Raw genomic sequence first — 16,472 nt, forward strand, 5'->3', positions numbered from 1 at the left:
TCAGCTTTCGCCGGCGCTTTCGCCCTGCTTGAATGCTTCGACAATTTCCTTCTGCACATTACCCGGAACGGCCTCGTAGTGGGAGAAAGACATGGTGTAGCGCCCTTCCCCGCCAGTCAGGCTTTTCAGTTCAGTCGGAAAATCGGTCAGCGCCGAAAGCGGGACCGCCGCCGAAATACTGGTAAAGCCGCCACGCAGACTGTCGGTTCCCTGTATGCGTGCACGCTTGGATGCCAGTGAACCGGTGACATCGCCCATGGCCGCGTCGGGAACCGTCACTTCCAGTTCGACTATCGGTTCCAGCACCTGCGGTCCGGCATTGTGCACTGCATCCAGAAATGCGCGTCGACCGGCAATCACGAAAGCCACTTCCTTGGAATCGACCGGATGGTGCTTGCCGTCATAGACCACGGCCTCGATATCCTGCATCGGATAACCGGCAACGGCCCCCTCCTCGAGCACCTGGCGCACCCCTTTTTCAACGGCCGGAATCAGACCGGTCGGGATGGCACCGCCGACGACTTCCGAGCGGAAGCTGAAACCCTCGCCGCGGGCCAGCGGCCGCACGCGCATGAAGACTTCGCCAAACTGACCGGCGCCACCGGTCTGCTTCTTGTGGCGGTAATGGCCCTCGGCCGAGCGGGTAATAGTTTCCCGGTAGGCTACCCGAGGTGTGCGTGTGTTGACCTCGGCTCCAAAGCGTTGCTTCATGCGTTCGAGCATGATGCGCAGGTGCATTTCTCCCAGGCCGCGAATAACGGTCTCGTTGAGTTCCTGGTGATGCTCAACCTGGAAGCAGGGGTCCTCCTCGGCCAGCCGGGCCAGTGCCGATGCCACCTTCTGTTCGCTACCCCGGGTCGTGGCCTCCACGGCCAGGCCGAACATGGGCTGGGGGAAGTCCACGGGTTTGAGATAGTAGTGATCCTCGTCGTGACTGTCGTGAAGCAAGGCGTCGTAGTGAATGTCATCCACCTTGGCCAGTGCACAGATGTCGCCGGGCACGGCCCGCTCGATCTCGATATGCTCCTTGCCGTGTATGCGGTAGAGGTGTGAGACCTTGAAGGCCTTGCGACTGTCGCCGACATAAAGCTGTGTGTCGGGCGTGATCGTGCCCTGGTAAAGGCGGAAGATACCCAGTTTGCCGGCATAAGGGTCGTTGCTGACCTTGAAGACATGCGCGAGCACATGCGCCTCGGGATCGGGTCGAGCCTCGACCCGCTCACCATCGGGCCCCTTGCGAAAAGGCGGCGGGTTGCCCTCTGCGGGACTGGGGAGCAGGCGCTTGCAAAAGCGCAGGAATTCTCCGCAGCCAGCACCGGTCAGTGCCGAGGTGAAGCAGATCGGCACCAGGTGACCGTCGCGCAGCGCGCGTTCGAAGGCATCGTGCAGCTCGTCCGGAGAAATCTCCTCGCCTTCCAGGTACTTCGCCATGAGCGCTTCATCGGTTTCGATCACCTGGTCAATGATTTCGGTGTGTGCCTCGGCAAGCGACAGAACATCGGTCTGTCCATCACTCTTGAAAAAACAGTCGCGCACGGTGGAATAGTTTTCCGCCGGCAGGTTGATAGGCAGGCACTGGGCACCGAACTCTTCGCGGATGGCAGCGACCAGCTCCTCCAGGTCGATGCCCTCGGCATCAATACGGTTGATGATGATGATGCGACACAGTCGGCGTTGGCGGGCACGTCGCATCAGGCGTCGCGTCGACATCTCGATGCCGTTGCTGGCGTTGACCACGATGGCTGCGGTTTCGGCCGCCGCCATGGCCGACAAGGCCTGGCCGCGGAAATCAGGGTCGCCGGGGGTATCCAGGATATTGATGTGGACGCCATCGTGATCGATCGATGCCAGGGCCGATTCCAGGGAGTGCTGGTAGGCTTTCTCCAGGGGGTCGTAATCCGACACGGTAGTGCCTCGTTCGAGACTGCCGGGTTCTCCCTGAACCCCGGCCTTGACCATCAGCATTTCGAGCAGGCTTGTTTTCCCGGCCCCGGTGTGCCCGACCAGGGCCAGGTTACGTATGTCGCCGGTTTCGTTGGCACTCATCTCTACACTCTCCGATTCGGTTGTCAGCCCTGGATCCCGAGGAGCATGCACCCCGGGCGCGCTGCGTGGGGTTTTACCGGCATGTTAATTGAGCAACTGCAACACGGCAAATCTTGCCCCGGGCGGCCCCTGCACAAATTGCGGATTCATGATCGGTTCAGTACGACCCACCTAATCTTTGCCTCAGGCATGAGGTTCCCCTGTTTCGCCTGATCAAAGGAGAGAATGATGAAGATGAAATCCGCACTGATTACTGCACTGCTGTTGTCGGCCGGCTGGGCACAGGCCGGCGGCATCAAGTATGAACATGCGCCGGTGGTGAGCGTGGAGCCGCGCTACGAGACTCACCGCACCCCGGTCGATCGGGAAATCTGCTGGGAAGAACAGGGTTATGAAAGAGTGCGAGAAGGTGGTAACTCCACCACCTCCACCATCGTCGGCGCCCTGATCGGTGGCGCCGTCGGCAATCGCATGGGCAACAGCCGCAGTAGCCGAAGAGCGGCCACGGCGGCCGGCGCTGCTGTCGGTGGCACCCTGGGTCACGAAATCGGACGCGAGCGCAATGCCTCGACTCACTACTACCCGGTCAACCGCGAACGCTGCAGCGTGCAGCGAGACTGGCGCGAGGAGCGTGTAGTCAGTGGGTATCGCGTGGGCTATCGTCATGATGGCCACGTGTACTACACCGACATGCCGCATCATCCGGGCGACAGCATTCGCATCCGGGTCACGGTAACTCCCGCACCCTGAAGCTCTCCGGCTCCGTGACGCCGGCACGGGGCCGGAGTCCCGGCCGCCAGCCGGGAATCTGAAAGCTGAAGCGTCGCAAGCACCTGGCATCAGGCTTGCAAGACTGATAGCTAACTCCAAGCAAGAACATCGCGTCCCCGTATTCCCGGCGAGCCGATCAGCCCGATGCCATGAAGCGTTTGCAATCACAGCAGCCATTGCCAAAGCCTGTGCCACGTCGGCCGGATCTACGCGTGGCCATTGCCGGTGCCGTCGTGATCTGTGCCTCGCTGGGACTGGCGCTGCTGGCGGGAAGCCTCGAGGCTGCGGAAACAACCGATCCGACAGCCAAGGGCCTGGGCTGGCCGGCCTGGGCCGGTTTGCTGGGACTGTTGCTGGGTGTGATGCTGATGGCGGCAGCCGGATCGAACCGTTCCTGCCCGGCTAGCCGAACCGAAGGGGGCTCGACGGGAGACCGCGATTCCTTTTGCCGTGAACCGGACGATGAAGATTTCGATTCGGCATTCCGGAAGCGTTGGCAAACCTGCGCCAGGCAGGCCAGCCACCTCGCCGTCGCGCTGGTACGCATCGACCACTGGGCGGCGATAGTTGACACTTTTGGTCAGCCCGAGGCACGCAGCCGCCTGAAACAAATGCAGCACTCTCTGTCGAGCCTGGTGGAATGCCGGGGCGGGCTGCTGTTCGTGACCTGCACTGGTACACGGCCCTGTCTGAAGATCCTGTTTCCCAACACCACACCGGATGGTGCCCTGGCCGATGGCGAAGACCTGCGCATGGCCGTCGAGGACCTGGGCTTTGATGCTGTTGGCGGCAACGCGCCGGTTATGACCGCCAGCATCGGGATTGGTATCGGTGCACCGGAGCAACACCAGGACCGGCAGCAGCTTCTCAAGCTCGCTCGCTACAAACTCGATGAAGCTGTTCGGCTGGGCGGCAACCGGGTCGAGGCGGAAATCCTCGACCCGGTGGCCGGATTCCGGGGCTGATCAGTCCAGGCCGTAGTCGATCGAGTAGTCGGGCGGATCCCCGCCCTCGCCCTTGAGGTAATGATCCATCCAGCGCATCAGGCGCAGGCTGTAATCCCAGCGGGTGGCCGCCCGCTGGTTTGAATGACCCTCGCCCCGGTAAAGCACCATTCGCAGTGGCGGCGGGTCATCCTGCAGGCTGAGATAGCGATACAGGATGCGCGACTGGGTCGGATCGACCCGCGGATCGGCGTCGCCGTGAAGAATCAGAATCGGTGTCTGCGCCTGGCTGGCGTAATAGATGGGGCTGGCCTTGCGATACATCTCCCAGTCTTCCCACGGCCACGTGAGGTAGTGGACCAGGTAGAGCTCCTGGGGAATATCCGAAGTACCCAGCATCGAAATCTTGTCCGACAGGCCGACATTCATGACGGCAGCGGCAAAGCGCTCGGTGTAGTAGGTCGCACCCCAGGCCGAAGCATATCCGCCATATGAGCCGCCGGTAATGCCGACCCGGTCGCCGTCAACCAGGCCCCGTTCGATCAGGTGGTCCACACCGTCGACCAGGTCGTCGAACTCTTCGGCCGCCGGACGTCCCTGCGATGTCAGCGCGAAGTCAACGCCGCGCCCGGTGCTGCCGCGGTAGTTCGGATAGAACATGAAGTAGCCTTCCGCCGCGGCATGGTGCGCCGGCAGATTGTAATGGGTCAGCCAGCCGTTGGAATAATGCGCCTCAGGCCCGCCATGCACGGCCAGGATCAGGGGATAGCGCTCACCCTCGATGTAGTCCAGAGGCCAGGTCAGCAGACCTTCGATTTCCAGGCCGTCACGGGCGGTATAGGTCACGACTTCCTGCCGGGCCAGCGTGCGCTCGTCCAACCAGCGATTGCTGTTGGTGAGACGCTCGGCCTGCCCATCCGAGAAAGCATGGACTTCGCGCGGATAAGACACCGTGGTGGCAGCGAATGCAATCCGTCCGTCATCGGCCACGCTCAGGCTCTCGGGAATCAGACCGTCCTCCTGCAACAGAGTGGTCTCACCCTCTCCGTCAGGTCCGATCACGCCGATACGGGCCTCGACGCCTTCGTAACTGACGAAGGCGATCTCACCGGCACTGCGCCAGTCCACGTGCCAGACATGACCGGCCAGATCGGGCAGCAGATTGGCCCACTGACCGCCGTCGCCACTGGCGACCATCAGGCGACCCTCGCGAGTGTCATGAATGGTTTCGGTACCGATAAAGGCGATGTGCGCCCCATCCGGGCTCCAGCTCCAGTCACCCAGCTTGCCGGGATTCTCGATCCGGCCGATTTCCTCACCATCGAGATCGACGATGCGCAGGCGCTGAAACATCAGCGTATCGTCGACGAGCTGGCGAGGTGTGACAGCCATGGCCAGCCGATCGCCGGCCGGCGACCACTCCACGCGCTGCACCGAGCCGTCGATATCCAGCGGTTCGATGTCGGCGTCCGGATTCGAACGATCCAGAATCCATACACGGCGAGGCTTCCAGTCCTCTTCGTAGATGATCTGGCTGAAACCCTGCTCGCGCTTTTCGCGCAGCTCGTCGGAATCCGGTTCCTGCGAGATCACGGCGACCTGCTCGCCATCGGGGCTGAAGCTGTAGCCCTGGACACCTGTAGCCACGCTGCCCACGCGACGTGCTTCGCCGCCGGTCACGGGGATCTTGTACAGCGTGGCGTGATCATCGCCGCTGCGCTCGTCAAGAAAAGTGATCGCCGAGCTGTCGGGCAGCCAGCCGATGGAACGAATGTTCACCTGGCCGCTGATAAACGGCCGGCTCTCGCCCCGGGCGTCAACCAGATGCAGCTCGGTCCAGGCTGCACCATCGTCTTCCTTGCGCAGATCGCGCGGGACAATACGCGTATAGGCAATTTTGCTCCCGTCAGGGCTGACGGCAACCTGGCCGGCCTGCTCAAGCCGGGCGATGTCCTCGAGGGTCATGCCGTCGCCAAAAGCCGGTGCCAGGTAGAACAGAATGACCACCATGACCGGCCAGGTGGTGAATCGAACGGGTTTTCGCATGGAGTGATCCTCTCGCTGATGACAGGGTCTGGGCCCGCATGCTGGCCATTCCGCGGCCCGCGGCCACGGTGCTCGACAAGTTCGGGCTGGAGGCAGGGAAGATACCAGAATGTCCGTGGGATGACCATGACGGTGCCGGGTCGGTTAAACTTCGGCACGATGAACGCAAGCCTGAACAGATTGATCGCCTGCTTGACCGTGGCCATGCTGCCCGGGCTCGGCTCGGCCGAGGCCGAGGTGCCGCATTACCGGGTCGAGATCATTGCCTTCACGCACACTGCGGGCGCCTCGGATGCCCGGTTGCAGACCGAGCTGGAAGACTATACCTCGTTGATCGATCCGCTGGCGCGGGCGCGGCGGCAACAGGCGGCCGAGACCGAGGAAGAGCGCAGCCCGGATGATCCCGAATGGCTGGACCGAGTTGACCCGGAGGAAACGGCGCCCGTCGTTGACCAGCCCGAGCAGGAGCGGGAAGCGGACATCGAAGCCGTCCTGGAGCTGATCGATACCCTGGCCGACCTGGAGTCCGGAGAGCTGATGCCGGAACTCCCCACCTGGCCGGAAACCTACCTCGCTCTGGAATCGCCGTCGGGCACCATGGCACGTGCGCTGCAACGGCTCAACGACAGCAGCGAGTATCAGGTGCTGACATGGCGGGCCTGGCACCAGCCTCTGAGCCGAAGTCTGCCGGGTAAGCGCGTGCGCATGCACGATGAACAGGTTGTAGCCGCCCGCTGGGGCGGCAGTGGCCCGGGCGGCCTGCCCGCCGGTGCCGATGCACAGTCCCTGATTCCGGGCTTCGATTACCGGCTCGATGGCAGCATTCGATTGCGTCAGCGCCAGTTCATGCACTTCGATGCCGACCTGGTCTGGCGCCAGCCACACCAGGCCAGCCCCTGGATGTCGGTGAGTCAGCTGGCACCGGAGCCATCGAATGCCTTCGCCGTGCACCGTCTGCAGCAAAGCCGCGCGGTGCGGCCGGGCCGGCTGGAGTATTTCGATTCGGAGTGGCTGGGCGTGCTGGTGCTGATCGAGGAGATCAAGCCCCTGGACGGCAGCAACGATTCCGATGGCGATTGACAAGCCCGGCCCGTCCCGCGACCGGCTGTACGCCGAAGGCCCCATCGCCCGCGCCTACCGCAAGCTGGTCAATGAAGAAGATGCCCGGGTCTGTCGGGATATCGATGACGACGCCTGCCGCGTCGTTCCCGGCAACTTTTTCCTGCAGATTCTGACCCAGTTCTTTACCAAGCTCGGGGATGCGATCGCCAACCCCAAGACTGTGCTGGCGTGGATGCTGAGTGCGCTGGGCGCACCCGGCGTGTTCACCGCCTTCCTGGTCCCCATCCGCGAGTCCGGCTCCCTGCTGCCACAACTGGTCATCGCCAGTCATGTCCGGCGCCAGGCCATTCGCAAGTGGACTTTCGTACTGGGCTGTCTGCTGCAATCACTGGCCGTCCTGGCCATGGCGTTGGTTGCCGTGACATTGACGGGCACTGCCGCCGGCCTGGCCCTGTTGGCTGCGCTGGTGCTCTTCAGCCTTTCGCGCGGGCTGTGTTCGGTCGCCTCAAAGGATGTGCTTGGAAAAACCGTACCCAAGACTCGCCGGGGCCGTGTCAGCGGCTGGTCGGAGTTTCTGGCCGGGCTGGTCACCATCGGTGTGGGCGCGATGCTCCTGCTCGACGTGCGCGACCCGGGAGACATGGGCACCTACCTGGTGCTGCTGGCCATTGCCGGGGGGCTCTGGTTGCTGGCAGCCGGCAGCTACGCACTGATCAGAGAGTTCCCGGGGGCAACCAGTGGCGGGGCAAACGCGCTCAGCGAAGCGATATCACGGCTGCAGCTGCTGCGCGACGACCCGCCCTTTCGCAAGTTCGTCATCGCCCGTTCCCTGCTGCTGTGCTCGGCGCTGAGTGCACCCTTTTTCATCATGCTGGCCCATGAACAGACCGAGGGCGCTTTGCTGGTTCTGGGCCTGTTCGTCGTCGCCGACGGCCTGGCCAGCCTGGTCTCGGCGCCCTTCTGGGGCCGATTCTCCGACCACTCAAGTCGTCGGGTCATGATCATTTCCGGTGCCGGCGCCGCCCTGACCGGCATCCTGCTGGTCACCACGGTTCATGCGGTCCCGGCCCTGGCCGACAGCCAGTGGCTATATCCGGCATTCTTCTTCCTGCTGGCCATCCATCATGCCGGGGTCCGACTGGGGCGCAAGACTTACGTGGTCGACCTGGCCGGCGGCAACAAGCGCACCGATTATGTCGCCGTGAGCAATACGGTCATTGGCGCGGTTCTTCTGCTGGCCGGACTCACCGGCGCGCTGACAACGATACTGCCCACCACTGCCGTGATCCTGATACTGGCCGGCATGGGGCTGGCCGGCGCACTTCTGAGCGCTGGACTGCCGGAGGTCAGCTGAAGCTGTTGCCGAGCATCACCCCGGCGGCCACTGCATCTGCCGGCCACCGAGCAGGTGCAGATGGATGTGATAGACCGACTGGCCGCCGCCCGCATTGCAATTGAAAACCAGGCGATAGCCATCCTCGGCCAACCCCTTGTCGGCTGCAATCTGGCGCGCGGTCAGCACCATTCGACCAACCAGCGCCGAATCGTCGGCTGACAGATCGTTGATCGTGGGAATGCGGCGCTTCGGAATGATGAGCACATGCACCGGCGCCTGGGGCTGAACATCCCGAAACGCCAGGATGTCGTCATCTTCGTAAACGATGTCGGCCGGGATTTCACGGTCGACTATCTTTAGAAACAAATCATCGGACATGCCCTGTCCTCCCTTTCAGTCAAAACTTCATCAGTCTAACCCGGCAGATTCGTTGATGGCATCCAGCACGGCACTGGCGGCCTGTGCCGCGGTTGGCAGCTCATCCGGGGCAACCGAGGGACGGGCCGCGGCGTGCAGGCCGCTGTAAAATGGCCCGGGATCGACTTCCAGGAAACGCGGACCATTGGCGCCGGCTTCCGCGGCGAGCTGGCGCACCAGTTGCCGGCGACCGGCCTGGGCGACGCCATATGCGGCCCAGTTGGCCGGCTTGTCGATGCAGCGTCCGTCATTGACAAAAACCACCCTGCCCTGCTCCCCGAGCAGTGGCATCAGTGCCCCGGTGAGCAGAAACGGTCCGGTCAGGGCGGTTTGCAGAATGCGGAACCACTCGTCGGCCGGCTGGTGAAGCAAGGGCCGCAGGGCGACGAACAGGGCTGCCGCGTGAACCAGTCCGTCGAGCCGTCCGAATGAAGATTCGATGGTGTCAGCCAGCTTTGCATAATCATCCGGACCGGCGCCGGCCAGGTCCAGCGGCATCAATGCCGGGGGTGTCAGACCATCGGTCTGCAGTGCATCATGCAGGCGATTCAGTCCGCGCTCGTCACGATCCAGCGCGATACAGTCGCGACCCTCGTCCAGCAGTCGGCGAACCACTTCGCTGCCCAGTGCTCCAGCGGCACCGGTGACCAGCCAGACGCCCTTTTCGGATCGATTTTCCATCAAGAGTTTTCCAGAGTGAACGAATATCGGGCCGGAATTGTCGCAGATCATGCGGGGCAACACGAACTTTTATGGTGGCGGTATCATTGCCCTTGCAACCGTCCATAGCAGCGCAGGAAAACGTGCCCTTCTACGAATACACCAGCACCGACGAATCGGACTGCCCCCAATGCGCGGGCACGTTCACGATTTTGCAGCACATCAGCGATTCGGCCCTGAGCACTTGCCCGTGCTGCGGGCAGCCGGTCCGGCGCGTGATATCGGCACCGAACCTGGTGGGTCATCCGGGTGATGACCTCAAGCCCTCGAAAATCGAAGAGGCCGGATTCACCCAGTACCGCAAGATCGGCAAGGGCGTGTACGAAAAATCGGCCGGGAAAGGTCCCGGCATCATCAGTGCAGATTGAGACCTCCATGACCGCCCTGTTCCGAACATCCGGCCTCGCGATGATCATTCTCCTGCTCACGGCCGGCTGTGCCACCTCGCCGGTGGCAACCGATCGCAGCGAGATTGCCCCGCTCGGCCCGGCCCACGTGCTATCCGGCGAGGCACGGAAGGGAGATCGCGTGGTCTGGGGCGGCAAGATCGTATCGATCGAGCATCTGCCGGATCGCACCGAGCTCGTCATCGCCAGCTATCCCCTGGATCGTGGCGATCGTCCGCGGCTTCGGGCCAAGGCCGGTGTGCGCTTCGTGCTGGTGGAGCCGGACTTTCTCGAGCCCGTGGACTGGGCACCCGGGCGTTTCGTTACCGCGCTGGGCAACGTCGGTGGTGTCGAGAAACGCAGCACCGGCGAGTATCGCCATCCCCACCCCGTACTGCATGCACAGCGCCTGCACCTGTGGCCCGCCGACCCGGCCCGATGGACCACGCAGACATCATTCAATATCGGTGTGGGAATCAGACTTTAGGGGCACCCTGCGGCGCAACTGACGGGCACAGCGCCAGGCAGTCCATGCATTGCCGAAGTGCCCCGGCAACAACCGCTCTGAAAGGATCCGTTCCGGCCGGCGTGCAATCATCAACGCCAGACGCCGATCCAGCGCAAACTGGATCAGCAAGTGACGATGCTGCCAGGCCGACCGCGGCATCAGTCGATCCCTGGCCTCCTGGCCACGCCGGAGGCCCTCGGCCAGCCATTGTCGCACCAGCCCCTTGAACCCCGGCCTGGCCGCATTGCCCAGTGCATCGTTTCTTGAAACCTGGAACTCCGCCTGCAGATCCAGCGGTACCGTCCAGCGATTGGCACGGGCGTCACGGCCCAGATCCCGAATCCGGCGAATCTGCCAGCCCACCGCCCCAAGCACGGCCAGCTCATCGGCCAGCGGCGTGCCGGGTTCGACCAGTTGTGCTTCCAGCCTGGCTGCCGTGCCGCCCACGGCCATGAAATGCGACCAAGCCTCGTCGCGCTGCTCGAAACGGGGGCACTCCAGACTGTACTCCAGCGCATCGATCAGCCCGTTGAACAGTTGGGGATCCGACGTTCCGGGTTCTTCTGCGGCCGTCAGCGCCCGCAACGCGGGGTGCGCTGCCGACTCGTGAATGGCACGACGCCACCAGGACAGTTTCGCCAGGGCCGGCTCGATGTCTTCGACACCGTCGGCTGCCGCCATGATCTCCGAGATGACCGAGCGCAGGGCGAGAATGGCGTTCCGACATTTCTCCGGAGCATACGGCAGCGAGACAGTCAGGGGCTGGCCGCGGTGCAGCAGGTGCTCGCGGCACCAGGTCAGCGGCTCCATCAATGAACCGTCGGGCTGTCATCCGGCTCCTGACCCTGAATCAGGCCCGCCAGGTCGACCTGGTCAAAGCGGTAGGACTCGTTGCAGAACTCGCAACGCACATCGACATGATCCTGAGCCGCCGCCAGACCGCGCAATTCGTCCACTCCGAGACTGCACAGCACACTGGCCACCCGATCACGGGTGCAGGGGCAGTGAAAGCGCAGAGGGCGTGCGGGAAACGCACGCCGCGTCTCGGCATGAAACAGCCGTCGCAGTACCTGAGCGCCATCGCTGTTGAGCATTTCCTCTTCGCTGAGCGTTTCGACAAGATGCTGGAGGCGGTTCCAGCCATCCGCATCCTCGTCTTCGCCCGGCATCTTCTGCAGCATCAGCGCGCTGCAGCGTTGCCCATCGAAAGCCAGGCGCAGGCGTGTGGGCAATTGTTCGGAGCGACGGAAATAGGCTTCCAGCGCCTGCTCCAGGGTGTCACCTTCCAGCGGCACGATCCCCTGCCAGCGCTGTCCGTGCCGCGTCGGCTCGACGGTCAGAGCCAATGTGCCATCGGCCGCCAGGCTGCGAAACAGATCCCGCGCATCGGCAGGCAGCTCGGCCCCCTCCTCGATGCGAGCGATGCCGCGAATGCCGCCGGATTCGTCACAGTCCGCCAGCAACAGCGACAGCTCCCCGCGGGACTGAAGCTGCATGCTGACCCGCCCCTCGAACTTGATGCCGCTCGACAGTATGGCCGCCATCAGCAGGGCGCGGGCGAGCTGGTCGGCCACGGCGGGCGGGTAATCACCTCGCGCCAGCACCTGCTGACTGGCCGCATCGAGCTGTACCCATACGCAGCGGGCATGGATGTCCTCGAACACCAGTCGTTGCAGATAGTCCTCGCGCATCATGGCTCCTCCCGCAGCGACGCCGCTTGCGGCGCCAGCATGTCCAGCAGATCGGCGGGCCGTGCCAGCAGTGCATCAGCGCCCCACTGCCGTGGCTTCTCACCCGGGGGGATATAACCCCAGGTGGCCACGGCCGTGCCTGCTCCTGCGGCACGTCCGGCATCCACGTCGCGTCGGTCGTCGCCGAGAAACATGACCTGTTCGGGGGCGACATCCAGCACGCGGCAGGCGGTCAGCACCGGCTCGGCATCGGGCTTGGGACGCGCGACGCGATCCCCGGTCACCAGGCAGTCAAACATCGATTCCCAGCCGGCATGAACCAGTATCGGCTCGGCGAAGCGGCTGATCTTGTTGGTCACGATGCCCATGGGAATGCCACTGCGCCCAAGCGCCGCCAGCAGCGCCGTCACACCCTCGAATGCCCGGGTGTGCAGCCACAAATTCCGTTCGTAGTCGTCGAAAAACTTTTCCCGAAGCTGCTCTTCGTCGATGTCAGCGCGCTCGCCCAGACCGGCTTGCAGCAGGCCGGCGGCGCCGCGCGAGGCATGATGTCGCAATGCGGCATGGTCCGATGGCGGCAGTCCGAGTCCGGCTCGCAGCCGATCCAGGGTGGCCAGCAGATCGGGCGCACTGTCGAGCAGTGTGCCATCGAGATCGAAAAGAACGGCCGTGATCTCACGCATCGCCATCGGACGGCAACTCCGGCTTGCGGGCATGCAGAAAGTAGTTGATGCGCGGACGCGATCCGATACGCACCGTGCGTGACACCGGATTGTAGTCCATGCCGTCAATCGCGCACACGCTCAGCCCACTCTGACGACAGGCCCGTGCCAGCTCCTCCGGACGAATCAGGCGATCATAGCGATGCGTGCCGCGCGGCAGCAGTCGCAACAGGTACTCCCCGGCCACGATCGCGCCGGCCCAGGCCAGGGCCGAACGATTGATGGTGCTGAAAAACAGGTCTCCACCCGGTCGCGCCAGACGGGCACAGGCAGTCACCACGCTGACGGGATCGGGCACATGCTCCAGCATTTCCAGGCAGCACACGACATCGAAGCGCTCCGGCAGGCGGTCGGCCAGTGCCTCGGCCGTACTCTCCCGGTAGTCCAGTGCCAGGCCCGACTCGGACTGATGCATTCGCGCCACGGCCAGGGCCCGACCGGCCACATCGATGCCGGTGACCCGGGCACCGGCCCGGGCCAGCGCCTCGGACAGAATGCCGCCGCCACAGCCCACATCCAGCACCTCCCGATCAGCCAGCTCGGCCCGTTCGGCAATGTAGTCCACGCGCGGGCCATTGATATCGTGCAGCGTGCGGAACTCGCCCTCCGAATCCCACCAGCGTGCCGCCAGGGCATCGAAATGTTCGGCCTCGCGCGGGTCCATGTTGCCGCGGCCATCCCGGTCCTGAATATGGGTCATTTCTGCTCTCCCGCAGTCAGCCTTTCCGCCCACTGCCCGGCGGTTCGGTGAATGCTGTCGACATCGAGACGGGTCATCCGTCCCTGCTCATAGACTCTCTGGCCGGCCACCCAGACATCGCTGACCTGTTCGCGCCCCACGGCATAGACGAGGTGCGAGATGACACTGTTTACCGGCAGGCTGCCGGACCGGTCAAGGGCGATCGCGGCCAGATCGGCCGATTTTCCGACTTCGATGCTGCCCACCTGCGTTTCCAGACCCAACGCGCGTGCGCCATTAAGTGTGGCCATGGACACTGCCCGGGCAGCCGGAATCGCCTCGGGATCGCCACTGGCACCCTTGGCCAGCAATGCCGCCAGGCGCATCTCGGCGAACATGTCCAGTGTGTTGTTGCTGGCAGCACCGTCGGTGCCAATGGAGACATTGACACCCGCTGAGTCCAGCGCAGCCACCGGACAGATCCCGCTGGCGAGCTTCAGGTTCGATGCCGGACAGTGCAGAACATGCACGCCGGCAGAGGCAATGCGCTCGATGTCGTCCTCACCGAGTTGCGTCATGTGCACGGCCAGCAGGCTTGGCCCCAGCAGTCCCAGATCAGCGAGCCGATCGAGTGGCCGACGGCCGTGCGCCGCCAGGCTGTCATCGACTTCCTGCGCCGTTTCCAGAAGATGCAGGTGAATGGGGATTCCCGTCTTGTCGGCCAGCTCGCGCATGCGAGTGAATGCGGCATCGCTGACGGTATACGGGGCGTGCGGCGCAAACGCCGTGGTCAGCAGCGGGTCACCCAGGAGATCTTCACGCACCTCCAGCGCCCGCTGAAAATACTCGTCTTCGTTGCTGGCCCAGGCCGTTGGCAACGAAATGACCGGCAGGCCGATCACCGCCCGCATGCCGGCTTCCCTGGCCACCTCGGCGGTCACATCGGGAAAGAAATAGTTGTCGTTGAAACAGGTCGTGCCGCCGGCCAGCATTTCGGCCATGGCCAGTTCGCTACCTGCCCTGACAAACTCCGGACCGACCCAGCGCTGTTCGCTGGGCCAGATGTGATCTTCAAGCCAGGTCATCAGCGGCAGATCGTCGGCCAGACCGCGCAGCAGGCTCATGGCATTGTGCGTATGCGCATTGATAAGGCCGGGAATCAGGGCATGGACCGGCAATTCGATGCGATGGGCTTCGGGATACAGCCCCCCGACATCACCGGCACCGATGATGGCCTCGATACGACCATCGACAACGATGACCGCGTGGTCCTCCAGGACCTGGCCTTCAGGGCGGACGGGAACCAGCCAGCGCGGCAGGATGGCCTGGACATCGCCTGCCATACTCAATCCTTGGCGCGACCGATGTATTCACCCTTGCGGGTATCGACCCGTATGATCTCGCCTTCCTGTACGAACAGCGGCACCCGGACAACGGCGCCGGTTTCCAGCGTGGCCGGCTTGCCACCGCTTCCCGAAGTGTCGCCCTTGAGCCCGGGATCGGTCTCGACCACCTTCAGCTCAACGAAGTTCGGCGGCAACACGATCAGCGGAGAGCCGTTCCAGAGCGTGACCTGGCAGAGATCCTCTTCCTTCAGCCAGATCTTGGCGTCACCGATGATGTTGGCATCGGCGGCAAGCTGCTCGAACGACTCCGGATCCATGAAATGCCAGAACTCGCCATCGCTGTAGAGATACTGAACGTCCTTTTCGAACACATCGGCGGCCTCGACCGAATCGCCCGACTTGAAGGTTTTCTCGATCACCCGACCGGTCTTGAGGTTGCGCACCCGGACCCGGTTGAATGCCTGCCCCTTGCCGGGTTTGACAAACTCGTTCTCCACGATGCTGTAAGGGTCGCCATCGAGGATGATCTTGAGGCCCGATTTGAATTCGTTGGTGCTGTAGGTTGCCATGCTTGCTCCGGATTACAATGACGCCCCGGCAGTATGCTCCGGGGCGCGATACGATGAATCAATTCAAGAATTACCAATCAGGTCACTGGTAACAATGCAATCCGATAGTTTAGCGCGAACGGCAGCCTTACCCAAGCGTCCGGACTGGCGCGAACAGATACGTTGTGCCTTTCGCCGGGCCGACGAACTGCTCGATCACCTCGGACTGCCGGGCGAGTGCGCACCCGACCCGTCGTTTCCCATGCTGGTGCCCGACGCCTTTGCCAGCCGCATGGAACCCGGTAATGCGCGCGACCCACTGCTGCTGCAGGTCCTGCCCGATGCCGACGAACAGACCAGCGAGCCGGGTTTTGTGGCCGATCCGGTCGGTGACCGGCAGGCGCGCGTTGGCCGCGGCGTCCTTCACAAGTATCACGGCCGCGTACTGCTGGTCTCGACCGGCGCCTGTGCCGTGCACTGCCGCTATTGCTTCCGCCAGGAGTTTCCCTACGCCGACAATCATGCGACTCGCGCCGGCTGGACCGGCGCCGTGGACTACATCGCCTCTCATCCAGAAATCGACGAGGTCATCCTGTCCGGCGGCGATCCGCTGATGCTTTCCACCCGACGCCTGGAAGCCCTGACCGGGGAACTGGCCTCGATCCGTCATGTCAGGCGCCTGCGCATTCATACCCGGCTGCCCGTGGTGCTGCCGGACCGGGTCAATGAATCGCTGCGAGACTGGCTGAGTCAGCTGCCCTGGCCGGTAGTGGTTGTGATTCACGCCAACCACGCCCGTGAGTTCGACGCCAGCGTCGACTCGGCCCTCGCCGCCCTGCGCGCCAGCGGCTGTCACCTGCTTAACCAGGCGGTATTGCTGCGCGACATCAACGGTGGCTATGAAGCGCAACGCGACCTGGTCTGCCGTGGACTGGATGCCGGGGTGATGCCCTACTACCTGCACCTGCTCGATCGCGTTCAGGGCGCGAGCCGATTCGAGGTCGGCAAGGCCGAGGCACTGTCACTGCTCGAACGCATGCGTCGTGAACTGTCGGGCTACCTGGTGCCACGCCTGGTGCGTGAAGAGGCCGGAGCCCCTTACAAACTGCCACTGCTATGATCAATCGCGTGGCGTCATCACGGACGCAACGATCTGATCTGGTATAACATGATGGCATCAAGGGGGATGGTTCGGTATCTACCATGAATTGCCAACGAGGTCACTCATCAGCACCGGGTCCGAATAATGG

At 63.5% G+C, this 16,472-nt stretch carries 17 protein-coding genes; 7 read left to right on the forward strand and 10 right to left on the reverse strand.

Annotation, left to right across the window (positions count from 1 at the left end):
- Positions 1–2,046 (reverse strand): elongation factor G, encoded by a 2,046-nt coding sequence (gene fusA / locus IC757_RS08590; protein WP_190973908.1) that lies wholly within the window; start codon positions 2,044–2,046, stop codon positions 1–3.
- 234 nt (positions 2,047–2,280) lie between these two features.
- Here fusA and IC757_RS08595 point away from each other — a divergent pair, with 234 nt between their 5' ends.
- Positions 2,281–2,796: a glycine zipper 2TM domain-containing protein gene (locus IC757_RS08595; RefSeq protein ID WP_190973909.1), complete on the forward strand. Its 516-nt coding sequence runs from the start codon at positions 2,281–2,283 to the stop codon at positions 2,794–2,796.
- Positions 2,797–2,966: 170 nt separating this feature from the next.
- On the forward strand, positions 2,967–3,782 hold the full coding sequence (locus IC757_RS08600; RefSeq protein ID WP_190973910.1) for a diguanylate cyclase domain-containing protein: 816 nt from the start codon (positions 2,967–2,969) through the stop codon (positions 3,780–3,782).
- On the opposite strand, the gene IC757_RS08605 is transcribed toward IC757_RS08600, so the two are convergent.
- On the reverse strand, positions 3,783–5,807 hold the full coding sequence (locus IC757_RS08605) for a S9 family peptidase (RefSeq protein WP_190973911.1): 2,025 nt from the start codon (positions 5,805–5,807) through the stop codon (positions 3,783–3,785).
- A 159-nt stretch (positions 5,808–5,966) separates the two neighbouring features.
- Here IC757_RS08605 and IC757_RS08610 point away from each other — a divergent pair, with 159 nt between their 5' ends.
- Positions 5,967–6,887 (forward strand): CsiV family protein, encoded by a 921-nt coding sequence (locus IC757_RS08610; RefSeq protein ID WP_190973912.1) that lies wholly within the window; start codon positions 5,967–5,969, stop codon positions 6,885–6,887.
- Positions 6,877–8,223, forward strand: coding sequence for an MFS transporter (locus tag IC757_RS08615; RefSeq protein WP_190973913.1), 1,347 nt, complete (start codon positions 6,877–6,879; stop codon positions 8,221–8,223). The genes IC757_RS08610 and IC757_RS08615 overlap by 11 nt, the downstream gene beginning before the upstream one ends.
- Before the next feature lie 15 nt (positions 8,224–8,238).
- Here the strand turns inward: IC757_RS08615 and IC757_RS08620 are convergent, their stop codons facing one another.
- Together IC757_RS08620 and IC757_RS08625 are read right to left on the reverse strand one after the other, a co-directional pair.
- Entirely contained in the window at positions 8,239–8,583 is a 345-nt protein-coding gene (locus tag IC757_RS08620) for a histidine triad nucleotide-binding protein (protein WP_190973914.1), read from the reverse strand.
- 30 nt (positions 8,584–8,613) lie between these two features.
- Positions 8,614–9,303 carry an SDR family NAD(P)-dependent oxidoreductase gene (locus tag IC757_RS08625; protein ID WP_190973915.1) on the reverse strand — a complete coding sequence of 230 codons (690 nt, stop codon included), beginning with the start codon at positions 9,301–9,303 and terminating at the stop codon, positions 8,614–8,616.
- 122 nt (positions 9,304–9,425) lie between these two features.
- Between IC757_RS08625 and IC757_RS08630 the strand changes: the two genes are divergently transcribed.
- On the forward strand, positions 9,426–9,710 hold the full coding sequence (locus tag IC757_RS08630) for an FmdB family zinc ribbon protein (RefSeq protein ID WP_190973916.1): 285 nt from the start codon (positions 9,426–9,428) through the stop codon (positions 9,708–9,710).
- Between the two features lie 7 nt (positions 9,711–9,717).
- On the forward strand, positions 9,718–10,215 hold the full coding sequence (locus tag IC757_RS08635; protein WP_190973917.1) for a Slp family lipoprotein: 498 nt from the start codon (positions 9,718–9,720) through the stop codon (positions 10,213–10,215).
- Here the strand turns inward: IC757_RS08635 and IC757_RS08640 are convergent.
- The 6 genes from IC757_RS08640 to efp are packed head-to-tail and all read right to left on the reverse strand — an operon-like array spanning position 10,183 to position 15,243.
- Entirely contained in the window at positions 10,183–11,046 is an 864-nt protein-coding gene (locus IC757_RS08640) for a squalene/phytoene synthase family protein (protein ID WP_190973918.1), read from the reverse strand. The genes IC757_RS08635 and IC757_RS08640 overlap by 33 nt on opposite strands.
- Positions 11,046–11,930: an Hsp33 family molecular chaperone HslO gene (locus IC757_RS08645; RefSeq protein ID WP_190973919.1), complete on the reverse strand. Its 885-nt coding sequence runs from the start codon at positions 11,928–11,930 to the stop codon at positions 11,046–11,048. Before IC757_RS08645 ends, IC757_RS08640 begins: the two co-directional genes overlap by 1 nt.
- The gene (locus tag IC757_RS08650) at positions 11,927–12,616 is read right to left on the reverse strand and encodes an HAD-IA family hydrolase (RefSeq protein ID WP_190973920.1); all 690 of its coding nucleotides are present in this window, start codon (positions 12,614–12,616) and stop codon (positions 11,927–11,929) included. The genes IC757_RS08645 and IC757_RS08650 overlap by 4 nt, the downstream gene beginning before the upstream one ends.
- Positions 12,603–13,349: a bifunctional 2-polyprenyl-6-hydroxyphenol methylase/3-demethylubiquinol 3-O-methyltransferase UbiG gene (ubiG, locus tag IC757_RS08655; RefSeq protein WP_223846070.1), complete on the reverse strand. Its 747-nt coding sequence runs from the start codon at positions 13,347–13,349 to the stop codon at positions 12,603–12,605. The genes IC757_RS08650 and ubiG overlap by 14 nt, the downstream gene beginning before the upstream one ends.
- The gene (locus IC757_RS08660; protein ID WP_190973921.1) at positions 13,346–14,671 is read right to left on the reverse strand and encodes a TRZ/ATZ family hydrolase; all 1,326 of its coding nucleotides are present in this window, start codon (positions 14,669–14,671) and stop codon (positions 13,346–13,348) included. The genes ubiG and IC757_RS08660 overlap by 4 nt, the downstream gene beginning before the upstream one ends.
- A 2-nt stretch (positions 14,672–14,673) precedes the next feature.
- The gene (gene efp / locus IC757_RS08665; protein WP_190973922.1) at positions 14,674–15,243 is read right to left on the reverse strand and encodes an elongation factor P; all 570 of its coding nucleotides are present in this window, start codon (positions 15,241–15,243) and stop codon (positions 14,674–14,676) included.
- 94 nt (positions 15,244–15,337) lie between these two features.
- On the opposite strand from efp, the gene epmB reads away from it, so the two are divergent.
- The gene (epmB, locus tag IC757_RS08670) at positions 15,338–16,342 is read left to right on the forward strand and encodes an EF-P beta-lysylation protein EpmB (protein ID WP_190973923.1); all 1,005 of its coding nucleotides are present in this window, start codon (positions 15,338–15,340) and stop codon (positions 16,340–16,342) included.
- Positions 16,343–16,472: the final 130 nt, after the last annotated feature.

The sequence above is a fragment of the Wenzhouxiangella sp. AB-CW3 genome, assembly GCF_014725735.1.
Taxonomy (GTDB): domain Bacteria; phylum Pseudomonadota; class Gammaproteobacteria; order Xanthomonadales; family Wenzhouxiangellaceae; genus Wenzhouxiangella.

Bases quoted from the DNA above. Each gene is read 5' to 3' on its own strand.
- fusA (WP_190973908.1), bottom strand. From the start codon at position 2,046: ATGAGTGCCAACGAAACCGGCGACATACGTAACCTGGCCCTGGTCGGG.
- IC757_RS08595 (WP_190973909.1), top strand. From the start codon at position 2,281: ATGAAATCCGCACTGATTACTGCACTGCTGTTGTCGGCCGGCTGGGCA.
- IC757_RS08600 (WP_190973910.1), top strand. From the start codon at position 2,967: ATGAAGCGTTTGCAATCACAGCAGCCATTGCCAAAGCCTGTGCCACGT.
- IC757_RS08605 (WP_190973911.1), bottom strand. From the start codon at position 5,807: ATGCGAAAACCCGTTCGATTCACCACCTGGCCGGTCATGGTGGTCATT.
- IC757_RS08610 (WP_190973912.1), top strand. From the start codon at position 5,967: ATGAACGCAAGCCTGAACAGATTGATCGCCTGCTTGACCGTGGCCATG.
- IC757_RS08615 (WP_190973913.1), top strand. From the start codon at position 6,877: ATGGCGATTGACAAGCCCGGCCCGTCCCGCGACCGGCTGTACGCCGAA.
- IC757_RS08620 (WP_190973914.1), bottom strand. From the start codon at position 8,583: ATGTCCGATGATTTGTTTCTAAAGATAGTCGACCGTGAAATCCCGGCC.
- IC757_RS08625 (WP_190973915.1), bottom strand. From the start codon at position 9,303: ATGGAAAATCGATCCGAAAAGGGCGTCTGGCTGGTCACCGGTGCCGCT.
- IC757_RS08635 (WP_190973917.1), top strand. From the start codon at position 9,718: ATGACCGCCCTGTTCCGAACATCCGGCCTCGCGATGATCATTCTCCTG.
- IC757_RS08640 (WP_190973918.1), bottom strand. From the start codon at position 11,046: ATGGAGCCGCTGACCTGGTGCCGCGAGCACCTGCTGCACCGCGGCCAG.
- IC757_RS08645 (WP_190973919.1), bottom strand. From the start codon at position 11,930: ATGATGCGCGAGGACTATCTGCAACGACTGGTGTTCGAGGACATCCAT.
- IC757_RS08650 (WP_190973920.1), bottom strand. From the start codon at position 12,616: ATGGCGATGCGTGAGATCACGGCCGTTCTTTTCGATCTCGATGGCACA.
- ubiG (WP_223846070.1), bottom strand. From the start codon at position 13,349: ATGACCCATATTCAGGACCGGGATGGCCGCGGCAACATGGACCCGCGC.
- IC757_RS08660 (WP_190973921.1), bottom strand. From the start codon at position 14,671: ATGGCAGGCGATGTCCAGGCCATCCTGCCGCGCTGGCTGGTTCCCGTC.
- efp (WP_190973922.1), bottom strand. From the start codon at position 15,243: ATGGCAACCTACAGCACCAACGAATTCAAATCGGGCCTCAAGATCATC.
- epmB (WP_190973923.1), top strand. From the start codon at position 15,338: ATGCAATCCGATAGTTTAGCGCGAACGGCAGCCTTACCCAAGCGTCCG.